This window comes from Streptomyces odontotermitis (assembly GCF_050510915.1).
Taxonomy (GTDB): Bacteria; Actinomycetota; Actinomycetes; order Streptomycetales; family Streptomycetaceae; genus Streptomyces.
Genome location: NZ_JBNJLS010000036.1, coordinates 1 through 21,524 on the forward strand (window position 1 = coordinate 1; position 21,524 = coordinate 21,524).

At 68.7% G+C, this 21,524-nt stretch carries 25 protein-coding genes and 1 pseudogene; 8 read left to right on the top strand and 18 right to left on the bottom strand.

The features are described 5' to 3' along the window. Window positions 1-16: 16 nt before the first annotated feature. Entirely contained in the window at window positions 17-820 is an 804-nt protein-coding gene (locus ACQB60_RS44750) for a hypothetical protein (RefSeq protein WP_496931866.1), read from the bottom strand. 16 nt (window positions 821-836) lie between these two features. Next, window positions 837-1,130, bottom strand: coding sequence for a hypothetical protein (locus ACQB60_RS44755; protein WP_496931867.1), 294 nt, complete (start codon window positions 1,128-1,130; stop codon window positions 837-839). 566 nt (window positions 1,131-1,696) lie between these two features. Between ACQB60_RS44755 and ACQB60_RS44760 the strand changes: the two genes are divergently transcribed. Continuing rightward, entirely contained in the window at window positions 1,697-2,041 is a 345-nt protein-coding gene (locus ACQB60_RS44760) for a hypothetical protein (RefSeq protein WP_496931868.1), read from the top strand. A gap of 254 nt (window positions 2,042-2,295) precedes the next feature. Here the strand turns inward: ACQB60_RS44760 and ACQB60_RS44765 are convergent, their stop codons facing one another. The 4 genes from ACQB60_RS44765 to ACQB60_RS44780 form a co-directional block, all read right to left on the bottom strand. Continuing rightward, the gene (locus ACQB60_RS44765; protein WP_496931869.1) at window positions 2,296-2,502 is read right to left on the bottom strand and encodes a hypothetical protein; all 207 of its coding nucleotides are present in this window, start codon (window positions 2,500-2,502) and stop codon (window positions 2,296-2,298) included. Between the two features lie 42 nt (window positions 2,503-2,544). After that, a complete protein-coding gene (locus ACQB60_RS44770; protein ID WP_496931870.1) occupies window positions 2,545-2,940 on the bottom strand; it encodes a hypothetical protein in 396 nt (131 codons plus the stop codon). 174 nt (window positions 2,941-3,114) lie between these two features. Beyond that, on the bottom strand, window positions 3,115-3,411 hold the full coding sequence (locus ACQB60_RS44775) for a hypothetical protein (RefSeq protein ID WP_496931871.1): 297 nt from the start codon (window positions 3,409-3,411) through the stop codon (window positions 3,115-3,117). A 250-nt stretch (window positions 3,412-3,661) separates the two neighbouring features. Continuing rightward, entirely contained in the window at window positions 3,662-4,165 is a 504-nt protein-coding gene (locus tag ACQB60_RS44780) for an NUDIX hydrolase (protein ID WP_496931872.1), read from the bottom strand. Between the two features lie 213 nt (window positions 4,166-4,378). Here ACQB60_RS44780 and ACQB60_RS44785 point away from each other — a divergent pair, with 213 nt between their 5' ends. Continuing rightward, entirely contained in the window at window positions 4,379-4,654 is a 276-nt protein-coding gene (locus ACQB60_RS44785; RefSeq protein WP_496931873.1) for a hypothetical protein, read from the top strand. A 227-nt stretch (window positions 4,655-4,881) separates the two neighbouring features. Continuing rightward, entirely contained in the window at window positions 4,882-6,567 is a 1,686-nt protein-coding gene (locus ACQB60_RS44790; RefSeq protein ID WP_496931874.1) for a hypothetical protein, read from the top strand. A gap of 31 nt (window positions 6,568-6,598) precedes the next feature. Here ACQB60_RS44790 and ACQB60_RS44795 read toward each other — a convergent pair whose 3' ends face one another. After that, window positions 6,599-7,150 (bottom strand): AAA family ATPase, encoded by a 552-nt coding sequence (locus ACQB60_RS44795; RefSeq protein ID WP_496931875.1) that lies wholly within the window; start codon window positions 7,148-7,150, stop codon window positions 6,599-6,601. Between the two features lie 184 nt (window positions 7,151-7,334). Between ACQB60_RS44795 and ACQB60_RS44800 the strand changes: the two genes are divergently transcribed. After that, complete coding sequence (locus ACQB60_RS44800; protein WP_496931876.1) at window positions 7,335-7,640, top strand: hypothetical protein; 306 nt, start codon at window positions 7,335-7,337, stop codon at window positions 7,638-7,640. Between the two features lie 35 nt (window positions 7,641-7,675). On the opposite strand, the gene ACQB60_RS44805 is transcribed toward ACQB60_RS44800, so the two are convergent. After that, entirely contained in the window at window positions 7,676-8,047 is a 372-nt protein-coding gene (locus ACQB60_RS44805; protein ID WP_496931877.1) for a fic family toxin-antitoxin system, toxin component, read from the bottom strand. Next, window positions 8,044-8,298 carry a hypothetical protein gene (locus tag ACQB60_RS44810; protein WP_496931878.1) on the bottom strand — a complete coding sequence of 85 codons (255 nt, stop codon included), beginning with the start codon at window positions 8,296-8,298 and terminating at the stop codon, window positions 8,044-8,046. Before ACQB60_RS44810 ends, ACQB60_RS44805 begins: the two co-directional genes overlap by 4 nt. 725 nt (window positions 8,299-9,023) lie before the next feature. On the opposite strand from ACQB60_RS44810, the gene ACQB60_RS44815 reads away from it, so the two are divergent. Then, window positions 9,024-9,992, top strand: coding sequence for an epimerase (locus ACQB60_RS44815; protein WP_496931879.1), 969 nt, complete (start codon window positions 9,024-9,026; stop codon window positions 9,990-9,992). 44 nt (window positions 9,993-10,036) lie between these two features. Here ACQB60_RS44815 and ACQB60_RS44820 read toward each other — a convergent pair whose 3' ends face one another. The 4 genes from ACQB60_RS44820 to ACQB60_RS44835 all read right to left on the bottom strand — a co-directional run bounded on the left by ACQB60_RS44820 (window position 10,037) and on the right by ACQB60_RS44835 (window position 12,808). Next, window positions 10,037-10,609: a TlpA family protein disulfide reductase gene (locus ACQB60_RS44820; protein WP_496931880.1), complete on the bottom strand. Its 573-nt coding sequence runs from the start codon at window positions 10,607-10,609 to the stop codon at window positions 10,037-10,039. A gap of 97 nt (window positions 10,610-10,706) precedes the next feature. Then, window positions 10,707-11,063: a hypothetical protein gene (locus tag ACQB60_RS44825; protein ID WP_496931881.1), complete on the bottom strand. Its 357-nt coding sequence runs from the start codon at window positions 11,061-11,063 to the stop codon at window positions 10,707-10,709. Window positions 11,064-11,511: 448 nt separating this feature from the next. Beyond that, on the bottom strand, window positions 11,512-11,952 hold the full coding sequence (locus ACQB60_RS44830; RefSeq protein WP_496931882.1) for a hypothetical protein: 441 nt from the start codon (window positions 11,950-11,952) through the stop codon (window positions 11,512-11,514). 322 nt (window positions 11,953-12,274) lie between these two features. Further along, window positions 12,275-12,808 carry a GNAT family N-acetyltransferase gene (locus tag ACQB60_RS44835; protein WP_496931883.1) on the bottom strand — a complete coding sequence of 178 codons (534 nt, stop codon included), beginning with the start codon at window positions 12,806-12,808 and terminating at the stop codon, window positions 12,275-12,277. Window positions 12,809-13,392: 584 nt separating this feature from the next. Here ACQB60_RS44835 and ACQB60_RS44840 point away from each other — a divergent pair. Further along, complete coding sequence (locus ACQB60_RS44840; RefSeq protein WP_496931884.1) at window positions 13,393-13,872, top strand: DUF3515 family protein; 480 nt, start codon at window positions 13,393-13,395, stop codon at window positions 13,870-13,872. Between the two features lie 214 nt (window positions 13,873-14,086). Further along, complete coding sequence (locus ACQB60_RS44845) at window positions 14,087-15,691, top strand: hypothetical protein (protein WP_496931885.1); 1,605 nt, start codon at window positions 14,087-14,089, stop codon at window positions 15,689-15,691. 161 nt (window positions 15,692-15,852) lie between these two features. Here ACQB60_RS44845 and ACQB60_RS44850 read toward each other — a convergent pair whose 3' ends face one another. Beyond that, the gene (locus ACQB60_RS44850; protein WP_496931886.1) at window positions 15,853-16,122 is read right to left on the bottom strand and encodes a barstar family protein; all 270 of its coding nucleotides are present in this window, start codon (window positions 16,120-16,122) and stop codon (window positions 15,853-15,855) included. A 99-nt stretch (window positions 16,123-16,221) separates the two neighbouring features. Further along, window positions 16,222-16,986: a helix-turn-helix domain-containing protein gene (locus tag ACQB60_RS44855; RefSeq protein ID WP_496931887.1), complete on the bottom strand. Its 765-nt coding sequence runs from the start codon at window positions 16,984-16,986 to the stop codon at window positions 16,222-16,224. 831 nt (window positions 16,987-17,817) lie between these two features. On the opposite strand from ACQB60_RS44855, the gene ACQB60_RS44860 reads away from it, so the two are divergent. Further along, window positions 17,818-18,153: a hypothetical protein gene (locus tag ACQB60_RS44860; protein WP_496931888.1), complete on the top strand. Its 336-nt coding sequence runs from the start codon at window positions 17,818-17,820 to the stop codon at window positions 18,151-18,153. A gap of 280 nt (window positions 18,154-18,433) precedes the next feature. On the opposite strand, the gene ACQB60_RS44865 is transcribed toward ACQB60_RS44860, so the two are convergent. From ACQB60_RS44865 to ACQB60_RS44875, 3 genes and pseudogenes are all read right to left on the bottom strand, one after another. Further along, window positions 18,434-19,066 (bottom strand): restriction endonuclease, encoded by a 633-nt coding sequence (locus ACQB60_RS44865; RefSeq protein ID WP_496931889.1) that lies wholly within the window; start codon window positions 19,064-19,066, stop codon window positions 18,434-18,436. A gap of 737 nt (window positions 19,067-19,803) precedes the next feature. Continuing rightward, the gene (locus ACQB60_RS44870) at window positions 19,804-20,784 is read right to left on the bottom strand and encodes an aspartate/ornithine carbamoyltransferase family protein (protein WP_496931917.1); all 981 of its coding nucleotides are present in this window, start codon (window positions 20,782-20,784) and stop codon (window positions 19,804-19,806) included. Between the two features lie 176 nt (window positions 20,785-20,960). Then, window positions 20,961-21,475 (bottom strand): annotated as a pseudogene (locus tag ACQB60_RS44875) (DUF7691 family protein). Between the last annotated feature and the right edge of the window lie 49 nt (window positions 21,476-21,524).

A 21,524-nucleotide genomic window follows, 5' to 3' on the forward strand; every position in this document is an offset into this window, starting at 1 on the left:
CTTTCAAGAATCCTCATCAGGGACGGGGCGGGCAGGTGCGGCAGCCTCCCTCGCCCTGTTCGAGATCGGTCAGCCGTACCCGCTGGACCTGACGGCAGCGCAGACACCGGCTCGTCCACGCTCCCGCGCGGGCCCCGCGGTAGTTCTCGGCGGGCTCCAGCCCGTATGCGGCCAGCAGCGCCTCGGCCTCGCGCTGCGGAAGCCGGGCCAGCACGCCGTTCTTGGCGTGCGTGTCCTGGTGCGCGCGCTCGGCACGTCTGAACGCCCGCTTCCAGGCGGGCCGTTCACGATCGGGGACGCCGATGGCGTGCAGGCAGGCGTAGAGCATCCGCAGGCTGGTGGGGAATGCCTGGCGGGCCAGGAGGCGCTGCGCGGCCGAGCGGGACAGAGTGCCCAGGGCTGCGCTGCGGGCCTCCGCCCGCTGCTCCATGACGCGCAGGCTTGGGGCGCCGTGGCGGGCGTGCGCGGCGACGAGGGCTGCGCTGAAGTCGGGCCGGTCGCGCACCAGGTCCAGGCGCGGGGCGGCCGGCGCCGGGCCGCGGCCGCGGTCCCGTTCGTCCTCCAGGTGCGCGGCCTGCCATAGTTCGAAGATGCTCCCTTTCTGGCCGCAGGCGCGGTAGTAGGCGGAGGCGGTGGTGTAGGTGGGCAGGTGGAGTCCGGCGGCGGCGCGCTGCAGGGTGGTCGCGTGGATGCTGGTGAGTGCTTCGAGCTGGCTGTAGGTGTATCCGGCGCGGGCGCGGGCGCGGGCGCCGCGCAGTTTCACGGCGAGGTGGCCCAGTGCGGAGTTGGGGAAGGGGATGTCCTTCTCCGGTCGTGGCATGACGCGGGGCTCCGGGTCAGCGGTCGGTGTCCGGCTGGGAGCGGACCATCAAGCGCAGCACGCGTACCACTCCGCCGCCGGCAATCTTGACCAGGGTGATGCCGAGCAGGCCCGCTCCGCCCAGGATCAGGAGGGTGTCGGTGTGCGGCCTGCCGGTGGCGGTCAGGACCACGGCCAGGGCGAGGACGGCGATGATGAGGGCCGCCTCGGCGCCGTTGAGACGCTCGCGGGCAACGCGGACCGTCTTCGCGGCGGGCACCGCAGAGGGTTCGGGGACCAGGGTGACGGGTGGAGCGGCGGGTAGGGACACGGCGGAGTTCTCCCTCGGCTTCGTGGGTGCTGCCGCCGGGCGACTGGCCCGAATTCTCGTACGGGTGGCGGCAGTTGGGGATGTGCAGGTCCGCGCGCCGGGTGGCGCCGTCGCGCGGCGTCCCGCATCCTGCCAGCCCCCACCGCCTCGCGTGAGCTGTTGATGCACGACTGTCCCAGCCTTGAATTGGTCGCACACGAGGTGCGCACCGCCATCCGCGTGCGGGACACCGTGCATCAACGTCCCGAACCCCGCAGTGCTCTCCATGGCTGTGCGCATACGGTCAGCTTGTACGCGGAGCCGGTCCCCGGGCGACAACCCCGCTCGCCGGTCCGCGGGTTGATGCATGACCGTCCCAATTTTCCTTGCCCGCCCCGCGGCGCACTGTCACGATCCACACCACCCCGTGCACGGCGCGGGGCTCCCTCGGAGGCGACTGGCTCGAACCCTTGACGCGACCAGGGACACCCGGGCAGTCCCCGTGTATGGCGCACGGCCCTGCCCGTCGTCGGCCCCGCCCCGGCGGGGCCGACGGCACCGCACACGGCCGCGGACAGCCTTCCGGTATGACTGGACCGGCCCCCGCCCGGCGCCCTCTGCCCACGCGCGAGCAGGTCGTCGCACTGCGGGACTTCATCCACGACCGTACCTACGCCGCCGCGGCAGCCACGCTGCTCCGCCCCGGAGAACCGCCCCACGCCCCGGACTCGTGCCTAGCGCGCGTAGGGGAAGTCAGCCAGGCCCTGCACCAGGCCACCGACCATCTGAGCAGCCGACTCGACACGGAACTGGCCGCGGACCAGCCGGGCCCGGTTGCCAAAGCACTGCGGGATGCGCTCACCTCGATCGCAGAGGTCTGGCGAGACGATCCGGAATTCTCTGCCATCTACGAGTCCGGCGCCCACCCCTGAGCTCCCCGCGTGGCGGCGCGGTCTCAACGCGTCGGCCCTCACCCCGCAACAGCGGGGTGAGGGCCGAATCTTGGAGCGCTGGGCGGGCCTTGCACCTGCATTTCCCCGCAGGAAGCGGGACGTCTTTCCTTAGACGACCAACGCACCGTCAGACGCCGGGAGTTCCGACGACGACTTCAAGATCAACTATAACGCACGGCGTCCCTCCCCCAGACCGCGAGCTCTCGCGCCCGCGGTCCGTACCGGGCGACGCGTCAGCGGGTGTGGACCTTCAGCGGGGCGTTGGGGCACTGGTGGGTGTACTCGGTGAGCGCCGCCGCCTCCTTCGCGTCCGCGCTCAGGCCCCAGCGCAGCTTGGTGGCGATCCACTCGGCGATGTAGCGACAGCGCGCTGGCTCATACGGCGGCATCCACTCCGCCGGGTCCCGGTCGCTCTTTTGCCGGTTGGCGTGCGCGCTCACCGCTGCGAGGGACGCCTCGGCGTCCAGGTCGTTGGCGTACGCCTAACGCCGCTTTGCATCCCAGGCATATGCGCCGGACGCCCACGCCTCCTTCAGCGGCACCATGTGGTCGATGTCGATCTGGCGGGCCGGGTCAGCGCTGATGGTCTGGTCGTCGTAATACGAGTACCACTCCCCCGACGTGACCCTGCAGTCCGACGTGAGGGTGACCTTGTCGGTGGCCTCGTGCTTCAGGATCTCCTCGCGGGTGGTGCACCCGTCATGGTCTGCATCGACCCAGTGCTTGAAGGCCGTGCGCCGGTAGCCGGTCGCATGCTCGACGGCGGTCGGCAGCAGCGCGACGGCGTCGCGGAGCTGCACGGTGAGCGGCACCGGCCCTGCTGGTGCCGCTGCCGCGGCGGCCGGTACGGGCGCGAGGAGCGCCACGGCAGCTGCCATGACCGTGAGAGTGCGGCGGTAAAGGTGAGGAGTGTTCGTCTTCGTGATGCGGTTCACCCACCCCGTCTACCTGGCGCATCACCCCGAGAGTCGCTCCCACAAGGAGCGTTCCCCCGAAGAGCCCAGCCTTTTCCCTGCCCCTCAGCGTGGTTTTGTCATCAGGCAGCGGGGCGTTCAACCATGCTGGGAGGCATGCCACTCGGCGCGTACGTAGGCCCGGACGGCGTCACGTTCCCGGTCGGAGCAGCCGTCCTCGAGCGGGGTGGGGATGGTGCCGGTGCTGCTGGTGTTGTGCCGCAGGTCATGACGGACCAGGAGCTCAGCGACGTCGCTGGCATCGCTCCGCAGTTCCATGCTCCACGGAAAGCCCTCCGCCGTGTCGATGGCGGGCCGCGGCAGGTAGGGGCCCGGCGGGTAGCACAGGGCGAGCACGTCCAGGGCGACGGCCGTCTGCAGCAGATCGTCGCGCAACTCCAGCCCGAGGCTGAACAGATCCTCCTCGATCCGGGCAGGCCCGGCCCCGCCAGCACGCAGCCGGAGGAGATCATCACGGTCCAGGGCTCCGCGATAGAGGAGTTCTGGAATGGGCGGCTGGCTTTGTTCACGAGAACGAACAGCAGATGTTCACCAACTCGGGAGGCACCTGGATTTCGAACAGAAGCGGCGGAGAGACCGCGTGCTGCCGTAGATCTGGGCACCGGCTCCGGCTAGACCTTTAACCTTAAAGGTGCCTGGGCCGTTGTAGGTTGCGGTAGCGGTCGAACGCCTCGCGAGCGTCTGGGACGAACTTCTGCTGTTCAACGAGGCGCGCAAGGTCGGTCCCTGATAGCCAGTCGTACCAGGCGACTTCCTGGGCATTCGGCCGGACGGGCGTCGTGACGACGACCTCGTGCAATCCGAGCCAGTATGGGCTGATAGCCCCCGAGCACAGAAACTTGAGCAGGAACTGCGGGGCGGCGTGAACGCCCAGTTCTTCGGACAGTTCTCTGGCTGCTGCCTCTTCGTACGATTCACCCACGTTAGCGGCACCACCGAGCATCCAGTTGTACTGACCCGGGAATCGGGGGGAGTCGTCCGGGCGGCGGTGAACCAGGAACCGTCCGTCTTCGTCACGGCAAACGATCGTGGCGATGCGGTGCAGCCACTTCCGGCGAATTGCTTCGGACCGGTCAACGACCTCTACCACTTGGTCACGCTCGTCCACACGCTCCACCAGTTCACCCATGTGCAACACGATGCCAGGGCCTGCTTGCACGGCAGCCAGGAGGTCCTCACCCCGTACGCGTCGCTGTCGCGTTGGGCGGAGGGACCGACGACTGCCCCCTGTCCGCAACCGACGTACTCCGCCCAAGGTCCCTTATCGAACAACGCCGGAGCCAGGTGCCTCCCGAGTTGGTGAACATCTGCTGTTCGTTCTCGTGAACAAAGCCACGAGACGGTGTACTTCGTCAGCGGCAACACCCGCGACTTCGGCGACGCGGCCACCCGCCCCCAGCTCCTGGACGACGACCTGACCGGACTCACCGACCGCTTCGTCCACCTGACCAGCATCGACGAGGTGGCCCAGCAGTTCGCCCTGCCCGTACACCCCGACACGGACTGGTACACCAACGCCCTTTCCCAGTACAGCCTCAGAGACTTGACTGGTCCAGGCGCCATCACCCGCGAAGACGACACGTCCGCTACCACCCTCAGCCCCCTCCCCCCGTGGTGATCCCCTGCACACACCGGCCCCTCCCGAACCGAGCCGGCGTAAACGGCGAGAGATCGGCGACATCCGACAGGGCACGCTCCACGACAGCCCCAAGCCCGGGATTGGGCAAGTAGCGTCCCCGCACACCGAGTTGGGGCCAGCATGAAGGCATGGTGAACCCCGGCACGTACCCGTTGTGGCAGGAACTCGCGACCGCCCCGGAGCTGCCTGACGCAGCGCTACCAACCGTGATCGAAGCACTGTGCGCGCCCCGCCCCCACGCCCCCTACCGGGTCATGGACCGTTCGGAGGACTGGCGCAGCAAGGCCCTTGCGAACGCGATGCCGGCGCTGCTGGCCCGGACCACGGATCCCGCCTTGCGGGCGCGGCTGCTCGAGCAGATTGAGCCGGAGGCTCTCGCCCAGCTCGCCGCGGCGCACACCATCACGGCCGCCGACGTGCCGGCGCTGCTGCGTACCCACAAGGCCACCCCTGAGCTGGTCATCGGACTGGCCCGGCATCCCGAGCAGCTGGAAACGGCGATCGGACTGGTGGCGCTCCTGCGCGACAACGACCTCGAGACGGTGGTGCGCGACTGGGATGCGCGTCGGCACCGCCGAGCCAACAGCGCCGCAGCGGCACTGCCGAAGGCGCTGTTCGACGCCGTCCTGCAGCAGGCGCTGGCGCCACTGGCCGCTGCCCTGCGCGATCCCGGAAAGGAACAAGAGTGGTGGAGTTACACCCGGACCGCCGTGGGTCTGGGCCACGACTTCGACGGCACCGCGTGGCGCATCCTGAACCGGTGCCCGCAGCGCTGGGCCGAACTCGTCGCGCACCCCAGCCTCGGATCGGCCGTGCAACACCTGCTGCTTGATCAGGCAGAGACCCAAGCACGTGGCGACCGGCTGGCCGCCTCGGGCGCCTCCCGCCTCGCGGCCAAGGATCCCCAGGCCGAGCCAGAACCACTGGCTTTCGTGCTGAGCGAGGATCTGCTGCGCGCATGCCTGCCCGCGCTGTGCCTGGACGAGCTGGCCGATCTCCCCCAGCCCTCCGTGTCCCAGCTCAACCGGCTGCACCACCTCGCCGGTCGGGTCCGCAACAACCCCCGCCTGACCAGCCTCGCCGCAGACCAGCTCGCGGCTACCGCCGACGCCTGCGTACGCCGCGGCCGGCTGCTGACCGTCTCCCGCAAGACCAAACGTGCCGCCCACCTGCTCACCGTGGCCGACGACCTGGCCCTTCTCGGCGCCACCGGAAAATACCTGGCCAAGGCATGCGCGCTGCTCGCCGCCGAGGAACAGCCCAAGGTCGTCGCCACCTTCCCCGATGAGAGGCTCCTGCGCATCAGCGACGGCATCGATCTCAACTCACCGGTACGGCTGCTCGAATTCCGCTCCCAGCACCAGCGGGTCCATGCCCTGACCGCCCTCGCACGCAACCCGCACACCCCACATGACGCCGTCCACAGCGCACTGGAACAACTGCACACCGTCGAACTGATCTGGATCCTCCACCAGCCCGATCTTCCGCCATGGCTGCGCGAGGCCGCGACCACCCTCGCCCCCACCGGCGATGACACGGACGACGGAGTACTGCGGCTCATGAGCGACGACGAACTCGACGCCCACCCCGACCCCGCCGCCGTACTGCAGTCCTGGCTGGACGCCCCGGAATCCGACGGCGTGTTCGTACGCGACGACGTCCTGCGCACCGTCCTTCAATCCCGCCACCGCACCACCGAACACCTGCGCCAGCTCCCCGCCGACCACGTCCTCACCCACAGCCACCCCACCGCACGGTCCGAGCTGCTCGCCGCCTGCGGCAACGATCCCGCCCACTGGGCAGCCCTGCTCCCGGCGTTGACCTTCGACTACACCGACCAGCGCACCTTCGGACAGCTGCTCGACAGCCTGGCAGCACCTGCCGCCGTGTGAGGGCGAGCGGCCACGGAAGCCGCCGCCACGGTCACGCGCCGGAGGTTCCGCCGGCCCGGACCCGGGCCAGCACCTGGTCGGCCAACGTCTGCGGGGTCAGCTCGCCGTCCAGGAACACGGTGTCGCCGGGCAGGGTGTCGGCCGCGGCCATGCACGCCTCGATCCTGTCCTTGCACCAGCCCCGGACCTTCTCGTCGTGTTCGGGGCTGTCCGGCGTGAAGCTCCGGCCGTCGATCCGCTGCTCTAGAACCTCCCGGGAGACCTTGAGGAAGAAGTGGTGGACGTCGATGCCCGTATCCTTCAGGGCGCCGAAGATCTCCCCGACATAGCCAGGGTTGACCAAGGTCATGGGGACCAGGAGGGGGCGGCGGTACTCCTCGGCCAGTCCCACCGCCAGGTCGGCAACCTGCCGTCGCCACAGCCGCAGGTCCTGGAAGTCGCCGGTCGGCACCTCCACGATCTCCCGCAGCACATAGCCGACCATCTCCAGGTCATAGACCAGCTCTTCGGGCCAGCCCGGACGCAACTCGTCCACCAGCGTGGTCTTCCCACTGCCGAACGCACCGTTCACCCAAACGATCAACGTGATCCTCCCCGCCCCATTGCCACGCACCCGCGTCGGGCCAGGCATGTTGGATCAACATGCCCCTCGCTCTGGTTGGGGCCAAATTCCACTGGGAAATGCCAAGTCACGTCGTCAAAGCCCCTCTGCCGGGGGTCGTTAGCCTGACCGGTGAGCAGGAGATTCCGTGTGAGCTAATGGGTCCGTGAGCTACTTCATGCGCGACCTCATGGGCGGGGCAGTCGACGAGCCTGATCCGGCGATGATGAAGCGAGTGCTCAGTAGTCTGGCGGAGGCTGATGACGAGCACCCCGACGTGTCGCTCACCCATGAGAGCGGATGGTGCCTCAGCGCCTTCCACGGCGGCCTGGTGATCTGGGAGCACCCTGAGGACGGCTCGGTGGCCCCACGAGAGATACGTGAAGTCGCCCTCGAAGAGGTTCTCCGCCTCTTCGGGCTGCTCGCCGTGGGCGACATCGCTTCCATTGAGGCACTTCCCTGGAAGATGTGACAGGTCTTCCCTTCCGGAGGAAGAGGTGCCAGGGGTTACGGCTTCCAGGTGCGCAGGATCGCGGCGATGGAAGCCACGGTGCAGCGCGGCCTGTTCAACTCGTGGGCGAGCGCGGTCAGTTGTTCACGGGTGGGGTTGACGGGGATGCTGCTGGCCTCGAGGTACATGACGGCCACCGCGCAGGCCACGGTCAGGTTGGAGCGCTCCAGCCACCGGCAGCGGCCCAGCGTGTGGACCAGGGCGGCGGCGCGGGCGTAGGGCCCGTCGTAGACGGGATGATCCAGGAGCTCACCGCGGTGACGGGCCACCGCGGCGACCGGCACCCCGTAGTCATCGACACCCGGGTCATGCTGCCCAGCCCGCTCTGCAACTTCGAGGATCCAGGATTCGTCGGCGTGCAGGATCACGCGGCCGCGCCCGGCCGCCGCGCGTGCGGGGCATCCAGCTGCTGCTCCAGGTCGTCCAGGAAGGCGCCGTGCTCGTCGATGAGGCGCTGGGCTGCGGTCATCCCGGCGGCGCGCACCCCGGTGGTGTCCTCGACGATGAGGCGCTCCACGTAGTGGTTGAAGTCCAGGCCGCGTGCAGCCGCGGCGTCCTTGCCGGCGGCCAGGACATCGGGGGTCAGGCGCAGCTGCGTCTGCTTCTTCGACGACGACATACCCCCCAAGGTAGCAGGGTGGTAGCAGCAGTGTCAGGGCCCCGACCCGGGACCACGTGTCCGGTCCCAGCGAAGTGTGGGCAGTCCCGTTCTTCTGTAGGCACGCAGGTCAAGGGCCTGGTGCTGGACACGAACTCGGAAAGCGTCATCCCGCACAAGTCGAGGCACCACAGGTCAGAACGTCACGATGCCTCGACCTATATGGGACCGGACACCACGGACTGGCCCCCTGGCAGGACTCGATGGCAATCGGCGCGGGACTGCTACTCGACCGGCCAGAGCCAGCCCTGAGGCTGCGATCATTCCGGCCACCGGCACGGCGGCCGGCACACCCGAGACGACGACCAGCAGCACGATCGACGAGGCGAGCGCAACCACCGTGATGACCACCGCGTTCGTGCGCGGAAGAGGGGCTACGCTCGCGTCTTGCTCACCGGGCCGACGCGGCAAACCTGTGTCGGCGGCCGTGCACGCTTGCTGATCCTCATCGTCTTCTCCTTCGGTTGCTTGCCCAGGTAGGGAGTTGCTCACGCGGTAGCAGCCGCGTGGACCATCGAGGCCCGTTCCCGAGAGCGCAGAATCGCGAAGCTCCGGGAGGGCCCCAACAACCAGCCGTTCCTACCCCGTGCTGACCGGCTTGTCCGGTCGATGGTCATGCGGTGGTCCGGTCCCGTACGGGCAGGTCGTACGCTCGTTGTACGAGGTCAGGAGTGACGGGAGGGCCAGTGAAGATCGTGCTGCCGGGAGGGACCGGCCAGGTGGGCGGTGTGCTGCGCCGGGCGCTGACCGCTGCAGGCCACGAGGTTGTGGTCCTGACCAGACGCCCGGTGCGCGACGGCGAAGTCTCATGGGATGGCCGGACGCTCGGCGCCTGGGCGGAGGCGGTTGACGGTAGCGATGTCGTGATCAATCTTGCGGGGCGCAGCGTCAGCTGCCGCTACACCGATGAGAACCTGCGCGCCATGATGGACTCGCGCGTGGACTCCGCACGCGTCGTGGGTCAGGCGATCGCCGCTGCCCGGAAGCCGCCCCGGGTCTGGCTCCAGATGAGCACCGCCACCGTCTACGCCCACCGTTTCGACGCGCCGAACGACGAGGCCACCGGCGTGATCGGAGGGGATGAGCCCGGCGTCCCCGGCTACTGGGGCTACAGCGTCAAGATCGCGCAGAACTGGGAGCGGGAACAGGAGCGGGCCGCGACACCGCAGACGCGGAAAGTGGCCCTGCGCTCGGCGATGGTGATGAGCCCTGACCGCGGCGGCGTCTTCGACTACCTGGCGTGGCTGGCGCGGCTCGGACTGGGCGGACCGGTCGCGGGCGGCGCCCAGTACGTGTCCTGGATCCATGACCGTGACTTCGTGCGCGCCGTTGAGTTCCTGATCGACCGGGACGACATCGCCGGGGCGGTCAATCTCGCGGCTCCCGGCCCGCTGCCTCAGCGGGAGTTCATGCGTGCGCTGCGCCGTGCCTGGGGCATGCCCGTCGGACTGCCCGCGACGCGGTGGATGGCCGAAGCCGGCGCCTTCGTTCTGCGCTCCGACACCGAACTCCTCCTCAAGAGCCGACGGGTGGTGCCGGGGCGGCTGCGGGAGGCCGGGTTCGCCTTCGACCACGGTGCCTGGCCTCAGGCAGCGGCCGACCTCGTGCGTCGCACACGTTGGAACCGCTCCCGACGGACAGCGTCACGTTCCTGACCGCCCCCCTCGTGACCGTGGAGCAGCGCGTCACCGCAGCCCCATCACTCCTTCACCAGCGGAGTCACGATCTTCTTCAGGTCGGTCTCGGAGACAGCGCCGATATGTGACGCGGCGATGCGGCCCTTTCGGTCGAAGAAGAGGGTGAAGGGGTAACCCGTCGGGTTGGCAAGGCCCTTTGGCATCTGCAGCAGCTTCCGTCCCGAAGGGTCGTACAGGCTCGGGAACGACAGCTTCTTGTCCTGCTCGAACGAGCGGGCGTTGGACAAGGTCGCGTCGACGTTCATGCCGACCACGGCAACGCCCTTGTTTTTCATCGCCGTGTTGAAGCGGGAGAGGCCGGGAGACTCCACGCGGCACGAACTGCACCAGGACGCCCACGCGTTGAGGACCACGACTTGGCCACGGTAGTCGGCGAGGTCGATCGTGTCGCCGTCGACGGTCTTGCCCGACCAGGCCGGAGCCTGCTTCCGGTCGCTGGGGGCGAAGGACTTCAGGGGGCTGACCTGCTTGTCCCCGCTGCTGGAGGAGGTGACCAAGGAGCAGCCGGAGGCCAGGGCCATGGCGAGGACGGATGCGACGGCGGCCGTACGGTGGGACGGCATCGTTGTCTTCATGATCAGAGAGCCTGCCAGATGGGGAGAGGGGGCCCGCACTGGGTGCGGGCCCCCGACGGTGCGGTTCGTTAAGGGAGGGCCAGCGTCCGGTACTTGACTACTCGATGCCGCCGTACGCCTGCGTTCCCTTCACGGAGTACGAGAACACTATGTAGAAGGAGCCGGAGGGGTACTTCTTCATCGGCGCCAGCGTCGACTGGTAGGTGTCCCTGCCCTTGACTGTCTGCATCCTGACGTCGTTGGAACCGCCCTTCTTGCCAACCACGCGGTATGCCCGGGCGACCCACTCGTGCTTGCCCTTGACGCCGAAGTGCAGGAAGTGCTTGCCCTTGCTGACGTGGTGAGCGGCCGTGGTCTGCTCATGCCCCTTGGTCTTCCACTCGCCCTGCCAACTGCCCGCCGCCAGTGCCTCAGTCGAGGCACTCAGGGTGAGGGCGGCGACTGCTGCGCTCACTCCGGCAGTCTTCGCGATCAAGCCCATGGTCATCTCTTTCCCGCTCTCCTTCTTCACATTGCACAGGTCGCTCAGGGACGCGACCTGGCGACGCCATTTGGCGCCAGGTGCGGCTAGTTGAATCGTGCATCGTTTACAGGTGAGGACTTGGCAGCCCTCACGAACCGGGAGTCACACGCCCCGGGCAGGAAGGCCGGCAAGCGCCAGCTCCTGCACGGTCGCGGCTCGTCACCGTTGTTCGCCAGCGCGGCAGCGCCGCGCGCATCTCGTGGTGCGGCACTGCACCTGCGAACATCCGTGCCCAAAGGGCAAGTTGCGGGGCTGTGGCGGGGAGCTGCTCTGCCCGTCTGCCTTTCGCGGCCTCTACGCCAGTAGCCCGAGGGCTTCACCTGGGTGGCGGCTCCGCTGCCCTGAGCGCCTCAGCCGGCCAGAGCCTGTCATAAAGAGGTCAGAACTTGCCGCGGCGGCCGGTCAAATCCTTCTGCGGGCACAGTGCCTCACCTATGAGGCACGCAAGGCTTTTGTACTTGCTCTTGAGCACGTTGGTGACCTTGCCGCCGTCGTAGATGTAGATGTGGTGGTTCGGCATCTGCCGGTGCTTACCGGAGCGGATGGTGTAGTTACCGCCCTTGGTCATATGCATGGTGAGTGCCCCGTCGATGGCACCCTTGACCCCGCCCAGCCCCTTGCAGAAGGGGATGGTCGCGTGCAGGACCATCCGCACGTCGACGTAGTTCTTGCCCGAGCCCAGCTTCTTGAGCTTCATGTGCTTGGCTGTGGCGGTCCTCTTGGCGACCTTCAGGCCGGTGCTCTTCGTGTAGACGTAGGTGGGGTGGACGTCTTTGTAGCCGTTCACGCGCTTGTTCTTCCACGTGATGACCGCGTTCATGGAGGTGCGGTACTTGCCGGACTTCCAGTCGAACTTCTTGCGGCCGTCGCCACCGACTGGTACTTCGAGCCATAGTCACAGCCTGCCTTCGGGGCGGTCACCCGCTTCTTCGGCAGGAAGGCGATCCACGTCAGCGTGGACATCTTGGCGGCGCCCGCGGCATCTGCCCGCGAAACCGCCGCCTCACGCAGATCTGCCCGTGCCCCCGAGGCCGGGACCGATGCCCTCATGCCCCATGTCCGCGCTTTGGGCCCGAACGCGGCCATGCCCGCACCACACAGGCCACTGCAGTGGCCTGAGACCGAGCGGCGGCGCTGACGCCTCATCGGCAGTTGGGATCGATCTTCAGCCGAAGCCTGATGTAGTCGTTGCCCATCGGCCCCTCACGACGCGTACCGTCCGGCCGCCAGCCATGCCAGGCATAGAAGCGCTGCGCGCGGGTGTTGGATGCCCAGCACTCCAGCACACCCACGTCGCACCCGGTGGCCACCGCCCGGACCATGAACTCGCGGTGAAGGGCCCCGCCTACCCCGTGTCCCCAGGTGTTCGGCAGAACGCCAATCTGGTACAACTCATAGTTACTCGCGGCGTCGAGATCGTCCTGATGCGGTGGGCCCGCGGTCAGCAAGCCGACCACCGTCCCGCTCGGGCCTTCCGCACACAGTGTGGTCCGCGTTGAGGTGGTCAGTACCCGCGCCCAGGCATCGCGCCGCTCGGACCATGCGGCCGGATCTGCGAGTTCCCCCTCGGGCACACCGCCTGCGGCGTAGTACGCAGTCCGGGTGCGGGTGTGCACATCTGTCAGCATGTCGAGATCTTTGATGGTTGCCTCGCGGAGCCGGAATCTCTGGTCCATGCACCTCTGGACGCCCGATCCATCCACATCAGTTCCTCGAGATCGCGCGGGCACTGCCCATCGCCACCGATCCAGATGGTCAGCTCGACGGCAAGCTTTCACGCCATCTCAGCACCCCCACCAGCGCAGTTCACGGACGGGTTCTCAAACAATCGCCACGTGATATCCGGGGTCACGCGCGACTGCCTGCCGAAGCCAATGGCGTATCGTCACATTGCAGCCGCACAGATGAAGTTGGCCCTTCAAGCGCCCATGGGGATGGCAGACCCCAGTGCGGGCAATACGGCCTCCGCGTTCGACGCCCATAACACCTCAAGGTCGCGTACCGCCACCGCCCCCTAGGCCATTACGCACTGATGCCTCTCACGCTACGGTGCGCTCATGATCAACCAGCGGGTCGTCCGGGCCATCGCATCCACCGAAACGGCCGATGTCGTCACCTAGCCGGAGCGATGCCTGCCTCGCCGAAGACCACACCGTGCGAGGCAGGCCGCTCCCCTGCAATTGGACTTCCGGCGGTGATTGCCCTCTGAGCAAGGCAAGTTGACAACCGAACCGACTACGAGAAACCAAGGTCACGCACCATGCCCCCGGCCACCCGACGCGCCCGTGTCGCCATTTGCGCCGCTGCCGTCATCCTCGGCACAGCCTCCGTCGTCGCTTATCAATACGTCACGTCCCCCACCTTTGACCTCGAAGCTGCCCCTCGGGCCCACTCCGCCGCGTGCGACCGCCTCACCGACGCCTACCCCGACCGCCTCGCCGACGCGGACCGCGACTCCACCGACGTAGCGGGCGCTGCTGTATGGGGCGACGGCGCGGTCATCGTCCGCTGCGGCCTGCACACACCCCCACCCACTGCCGACCCCTGCACCCAGGTCGACGGCGTGGACTGGGTCTGGCGCGCCAACGAGGACCAGGGTGACAGTAAACTCCTGCTCACCTACGGCCGCTCACCGGCCGTCGAGGTACGCGTCGACACCCGCCATGCAGCCCCCGACGCGGTTCTGGTCGACCTCAGCCGCCTGGTCAAGCCGATCCACCAGGCCCGCAAGTGCATCTGAGGCCGGCACCGTAAATCCATCGCACGTGTACGTAGCTGGCCAGCCATCAGACTGAGAGCGCCAACCTCCTCATCGCGTGCGCGGTCGGTAGCTTGCGCAGGCGAAGCTAGACGAACTACTCCTGCGAGATCGGGGTTTCACTGCCCGTGGGTTGAAATCCCTGATGATGGGAATCGCCCGGGGTACCGGGGTAGGCAACACGAGAGGGATGTACATGGCCGTGGAGACCGGCACGGGCCAGGACGAACGCGTCACGGGACGGGTATGGACGGTACGCCTCGATCCTTACGGCCGCCCCTCCGCTGGCACGGCCAAGCTCTCCTGCTCCCGCCCAGCCTGCGCCGACCAGCACTTTCCCGGCGGCGCCGCGGGGCGGAAGGCTGCCGTCGCCCACGTCAACACGCACCTGGCCCATATCCGCACCGGAGGCGGGCCACGCGGCACCGCATGGTGCGCCTGCCGCACCGCCGACTGCGCCTGGCACACCCCCGACCCCGGCACCGGCGCGGGGCGACGCCCGGCGAACAGACCAGTGGGCTGCGGCGGGCCGGTGGTCCTGGCCCTCTACGCCGACCGCACCGGACGCCTGTGGCGGATCGCGGAAACGTGCGCGAAGTGCGCAGCCGCCACAGCGGGCTGCCGCGTCCTGGACACCGCCGTACCTCCGACCCGGACGGTCCAGAAGGCAGGAGCAGGGGCCGCAGAGACAGAACGCGCGGGCGCGGCGGCGGGTGAGGGCATCACAGCGGTCTTCTCCGACCAGGGCCCCTCCCCCACCGCGGGCGCCTCGTCCTCCGAGGCCGCCGAGCGGACACCCCTGCCTCGGGCCCGCACCGCCGCGTCCCGGCGGCCGAAACGCTCGGGAAAGATCGCGCAGCGGACCGTGCCGCACGACCTCGAACCCGACGTGCTGCGCATCGAACTCATCGAGCTCGGCGACGCCTTCCGCACCTACCAGCAGCGCTCCGAACCCGACCTCGTCCTCCTCGCCGGTCTGCAGGAGCGCAAGGCCCGCGCGTTCGCGCTGTGGGCCGACGTCACCGGCGACCCCTCCCTGCGCCAGGAGGCGCAGCGCGCCCAGGCTGCCGCGCAGACCACCCTCGCCATGCACCACAACCGCGGCGCCACGGTCATCAGCGGTGGCGACGGAAAGGTGGTGGAGCGGCAGTTGACCCGCACGCAGGCCGAACACGCCCGCACCGTGCTCGACTATGTCACCGCCCGCACCCCGCGCCCCGAGCCTGGAGTACATCTGGCCGTGCTCATGCTCACCCTGCGGGCCGCCCGCGCCGGGACCGGCAACATCACCGGCCAGGACCTGACCGGCTGGCTCCACGACGACGCCGAACCCGTACTCGACGCACTGGTCGCCGACGGCTGGCTGACCCTGCCAGCCACCACCAGCGAGGTGATGGCCACCCGGCCCGAAAACCCCTGCGCCTTCACCGTCCCCACCCTGCTGCCCGACCAGCCCAGCCCCCTCACCTTCGGCAAGACCCACCGCGCCCGCATCTCCGGCTGGGCCCAGAAAATCATCGGCGACCGGAAGATCCGCAAGAAGAAGCCCAGTCCCGCAACGAAACTCCTCGCCTTCTACACCGCCGCCCACACCCGCCCCGACGGCCGCCTCGGCCCCGCTCAAGACGACGGACTCGGCCTGGAGGCAGTGGCCGCGTTCTGCGGACTGCCCGCCGAGCGCATTGCCGCGCACACCGAACTGCTGCTGACAGCCGACTGGTTCACCGAAGCCGGCATCGACGGGGGACGGCTGCGCGGACAACTCGCCGAGCGGGTCCTGCCGCTGGGCGGGCTGCTGTAGAGGGAGGTACCGCTGGCGGGTCAGCCAGTGTGCCCGTCGGCGGCCGGAACGTTCTTGGCGGACCGGACGGCGTCGGCTGTCAGCCCTAGATCCCGCCGGTCCACGAGAGCCCCAGCTGATGCTGCCCGCGTCGGGTGTGCTGGCGAAACAGACAGCGGTGCCTATGCGTATTCGACGTACAGATCCGGCCGGTACTCGTCGCGGTAGCGATCCAGCTGCAGCCGCAGCATCCGCCCACCGTACGGCAGCCGCTCCACAAGTGCGGCCCACCCCACGAACCGCACCCGCCCCGGGATCTGCACCAACCCCGTGACCGCGTCCCAGAACGCGTCCCAGTTCCGGCCATAGAAGCCGGGGAACCCCAACTCCCGCTGCAACACGGCGTGCAGCTCCTCCTCAGAGCCAACCGACGAGACATCGATGATCAGCATGACGCGTCAGCCTAGGTCCACCCGCTTGATTCCTCATGTCCCCTCGACACCCACAGAGTGGTCCCAGCACCAGGCCGGGACCATAAGCGTTCGTCCACCTCAGGGCGAGGACGGCCGCTGCCCTCGTCGCGCGCCCGCCGCCTGGTTCACGGGCATGGCGAGCGCCACCGGCTGGAGGGGCCCATAGCCGTACGCCGAACTCTCCAGGGACGGGTAGCCGGGCGTCGGCAGTGGACGGCTGCGCCCGAGCGGCTTTTGAAGCTGCAGCAGCCGGATGTCCGCATCGTGTTCCACCGCCTGACGCCGGCGGGCACGCAGCCACGCCTGCCGCCACTGCTCGTGCTCGATCCCGCTGGTCACGCCGCACACCCGCAAGAACGCGGTGAGCTGCGCGGAGGTGAGCATGGACTTGCCCGCCAGCATCCGCAGCACCGTGCTGTGCGGCAGCTGCCCGTGCTTGCCGGCCCTGCGTTCCATCTCATCGACCGGCATCGCTCCGGCCTTGTAGTACAGCTCCTTCAGCGCGTGGACGAGTTCGGCCCGGTCATAGACGGTGTCCGGGCGGGGCACACCCGCTCTTGGACGCTTCTTGCGGTGCTCGGCGTAGCGTGCCGCCTGCCACAACCGGCGCGCCCGGTCGACGGGAGCGCCGCACGCCTTTGCGTATGCCTCCACGACCGGCAGGCGCGGCATCCGCGTTCCGGTCGTGGCCCGTGAGTAGGTCGTCGCGGAAAAGGCGTGGCCGGACTTACTGGCCATGTCCCGGTAGGTCAGGCCCGCGGCCCGGCGTTGCAGACGAAGCCAGTCGGCCAGCTTCTCCAGCGCCGGGTTAGGGGTGGCGATCGAGTACTCGAGACGTCCCATGCTGACCGCTCACCCAGCAGGTGCCGTGAGCGGACCACGCCGGGCCAGATGGACCCCGACCAGACCCGACGCCGTCAGGACTTCGGCGATGACCGCGACCGGCACACCTGCGCGCGCCAAGGCCGCGCCGAGCATCACCACGACGATGATGATGACGGCCTGCGTACGGCTGGGCGCCCGGCTGGTTGTGGTTCGATGCAGGACAGACGCCGACGTGGATTGTGCATCAACTACCTCTGGATCTCAGGGCGCCAAGCGGTACTCCCGCCGCGCGCCGCCACGGACTGCACCTTCAACGGGGCGGCGGCACCCGCCCGTTGGGCAGCATGGTGGCACTCCCGACGAGCCCCTCGCAGAGTTGATGCACCCCCGCCCCACTTCCGCGCTCACCTCCGTGACCAGCAGTGGAATCAACTGGTCAACTGCACGGCCTGGCCTGCAGCGATACCCGGGCTTCGAACATTCGTGGCCTGTGGTGCAGAGAATTGATGCACCGCCGCCCGACCACACTTGGCGAACCCGCCTCCCTCTTGCGACCATCCCGTCAGGTTCACAGGACGCTGACAAACAGCCCCTCGTCTCAACGCCACGGACTGCACACCCACGCGAAAAGACCACGAACCTGCAGCGGCACCGCGCGGCAACGCGGACCGCCCGTGAAGGGGCCGACCACCGTCGGCCCCTTCACACATCCGCTGCCCACATCGAGATCGACGGTGGGCACGGCCAGAGCCGGAAGGCGAACAGCGCGGCCGAGGACATGACGCGCACGGCCTCCGGCAGCCCGCTGGCCATGGTCATCACTCAAGCCCAGACCGTATATTCCAGTGCATGAGCCAACAGCCGCCTGCACACAACGAGTTCAACGGAACCATCGAGGGCAACCTCGTGCAGGCGAACACCATCGGCAGCAGCCACGCGCCGCCGGAGCCGGCCAACCCACCCGGAGCCCAAGCCGACGAAGCACAGGCGGCAGGCGAGCCGTCCGTACGCAACATCGCGAACGGACACTTCAGGGGCGACGTCATACAGGCTGACACCATCCACGGCCTAAACCTCTCCAGCCCGCCTGGAAACGCCCGACCAGCCGCCGAAGAACCGCAAGACACGGCCGATGAGCCCCGCTTCCGCCGCTACCTGCGCAAGCTCCGCCGCAATCACGGCTAGAACCCGGCGCCCCACACTCGCTCACCCTCGCCCTCCAGACCGTCCTCGTCCTGGTCCTCGGACTCCATCGTGGAGAAGGGGCTCATGGCCGGCCGCTACGAGCTGGAGACGGCCCTGAAGAAGACCATCCGGCACCCGGGCCGCAGGCTCCGACCGCTGCCTGACCCACGTGCCGGGGGCACCTGGACGCCTGGGCGCCACCCGTGATCCGCACCGCCGGCGTCTTCCCCTCAGGCGGGCGGACGCCGCCGCGTGCCGCCGCCGCTTCCATTCAGCGGGATCAGCGTCTCCAGATGGGCGCCCTTGACCCAGGAGCCCAGCAGGTCGCGGTGCAGGGCCACGATGTCCTGGCGTACCACCAGGCCGAGCGCGGCCTTCGTGAACGTGCGGCACGTGGTGACGAACAGAGCGACGTCCGCGCCATGCTCGAGGCGGGCGGTGCCGACGAACCTCTGTCCTGTGAGGACACGCTGCGCTCGGGCGCGTACTTCTTGACCTGCACCACCAGCTTGCGGCCGTCGGCAAGGTAACCGACGACGTCGGCGCCCAGGTCGCCGCTCCTGCCGCTGACGACGACCTCCGTGCAGCCGTCCCGGCGGCACAGGTCGGCAACGTAGCGCTCGAAGTCCTGCCAGGTCAGCGCGTCGACCCCGGCCATCGACAGCTCCCGCGCCTTCGCCTCCTCCTGCACCCTCCACTGCCGGTCCTCGTCGACCGCGGACCGGTGCGCACGCAGCAGACCCCAGCCGATCCCACCCACCACCACGATGGCGAGCACCGCCGCCATCACGGGCCACACCCTCGCCCAGTTCCCGGCCACCCACACCGCGGCAAGGGCCGCCGCCACCATGCCCCACCCCTGCAACTGCCGGCGGGTCCGCTTCCGCAGCCCCCGGCGCCGTCGCCCTGCCATCACTCCCCCACTCTCCCGTGCCCGTGAACCGCAGTGTGAAAGTGCTGCCCGACCTGGGCAAGAGGGTCTGCCCCGCACCGGACGCCGTCGCACTCATCACCGGTCGAACCGGACCGGGCGGAGGCCATCGGCTTCGGCACCTGACGGCGGGTCGTCCCAGCCCTCCCCGTCTCCGGGAGGGAGGTACGCGCCTTCGTGGAGGTGAGCGGGAGTGGGATCTCCCAGTCACCGCCCGGGCAGCAGCCCAGTTCCAGCACCCCGAAGAGGCACTCAGCCGCCGTCGTGAGCGGGCGCCGGGTGTGTTTCATCTGCCAGATCGGGATCGGACACACTGCATGCGCCTACGTGGTCCAGCAGTTCGCTGGACAGCTCTGACAGCATCACGGACAGCGGGTATCGGGCCTGATAGACGTCCTCGAACCGGCGCTGCACCCGGTGCCATGACCGCCTGGGCCCGCTCTATGTGCTGCTTCTGGACGACCTGAGGGAGACGTTGACCCGTCCTCGTCTGAAGGCAGTCACCGATCAACCCGCCTCTCTCGACGCGGCCCTCCCTCTGTTCGAGCAGGCGCGTCCACTAGTAGCGCGGCTGTTCGCCGAAGCGGGCCACACCTCCGCTTCGCCGACTCGTTCGCGGTGACGGATCTCGCCGGTGGCTGCTTCTGTCCACCGGCCCGCACCGCAGAGTCAACCCGTAGCCCGATCCACAACAACCAATGCCCCCCCTGCGCGTTGGTTCACGGACGATCGCTCAGGCGCGCATGCGGGTGCCCGCGGAGCGCGACGTCGCCGTGCCGCGGCTCCGGACCCAGCCGCCCCATCAGCGCCAGCAGCAGCGCCTGACGCACGAACACCGCGCCCCGCGCCTGGTCGAAGTAGAGATTGTGCCCGGTGCCGTCGAGCTGGTCGCTCAGCTCGTGCAGCCGCGCCAAGGGGTGCAGCACCACCGCGCCCGGCTTGAGCGGGGTATCGGCGTCGAGGCGCAGCCCCGCGTCGAGCCTCTCGTACTGCTCGCCCACCAGCGCCACCGAGTTCTGGTAGATCACATCGAAGCGCTCGACGTGCCCGTCGAGGCCGGACGCGTACACCACGTCGAGACCGGAGCACTCCACAGCGCGAAGCAGCTCCGCGTCCAGCGGGTCGGCGGACTCCGAGACGACGGTGAGCCCCCGCAGCGCGTCCGAAAAATGAGTGAGCGCCATGAGGAGGAAGCTGCGCTGCGCCCGCATACGGCGGGGCGTGCCGAGCACGCCGAGCGAGATCCGTTGGTCGGCCGCGGGTCCCGAAGCCCACAGCTCAGGGCGCCACTTGAGCAGGGCGTACCAGTCGGCCAGCGCCTGCGTGGGGTGCTCATCGCAGCCATTGCCGCCGTTGACCAGAGGGATGTCGAACTCGGTCGCCCGGATCTCGTGGACCGACTCCTCGGCGGGGTGCCGCAGGACCACGACGTCGGCGTAGGCGCTGAGCATGACACCGGTGTCGGCGAGCGACTCCCCCTTACACACGCTCGAAAGCCGCGCATCGGGAATGCTGATGACCGACGCGCCAAGGCGGTGCGCGGCGCTCTCGAACGACAGGCGGGTGCGGGTGCTCGCCTCGAAGAACGCGGTCAGCACGATCGTCCCGGACAGCGCGGACGACCGGTGCCACACCCCGGCCTGCAGGCTCGCCGCGACGCGGAACAGGTCGAGCACCTCGTCCCGCGTCAGGTCCCGCACCGACAACAGGGACGCCCCTTCCAAGCGCCCGAGTGATGGGGGTAAGAGATCGGCGGTCACGAAGGGAAGCGGGTCGGTGACGAGGCGGCCGAGGGGCGCACAGCGGCCTTGGGGAAGTGGGCTGGCCAACGCGAACCTCCGGTGACGAGAGGACAGTTGTACGGTGCCGCGTGACGTCACTCCATCTCGTCCAGCACCCTGGTGCACGACTCGACAAGGGTGGCGGCCTTCGCTGTGTGCAGGTAGCCGAGCTGCGGATGGGCGTCGCCGGGGTGCGGCAACTTCGCCTCCGGAGGCGGCCCTTCGTGCAGGAACGACAGCGGATGCAGCTCAGCCGGGACACCGAACCAGGCAAGTTCGGTGCCCATGGCGTCGAAGAACGCCGTCGGCCGGCTCCAGGAACCATGTCGTACGCGTCGGAGAAGCGCGGACGCATCAGCTGGCCACACGCATACGTGTACACCACAGGATTCTCACCGGTCCGCCTGCCACCGGTCAGGAGGACCTGAAGGGCCTGGCCGACGGCGGAAGACAAGTCGACGCCCCGGGCAGCGAACTCCGCGTCGGCCTGGCGGGCCCGGTCACGCGCGAGACCGATGCGCCACTCTTCAGACTCGGTGTGCGGGCGTTGCTCCAGCAGCGCCCGCACGTCCTCCATGTCACTGCTGCGCATCTCCAGGCAGTAACTCATTACCCCCTCCACTCCCCCTTCGGCGGCGCCGCAGCACGCTGGGGTCTGT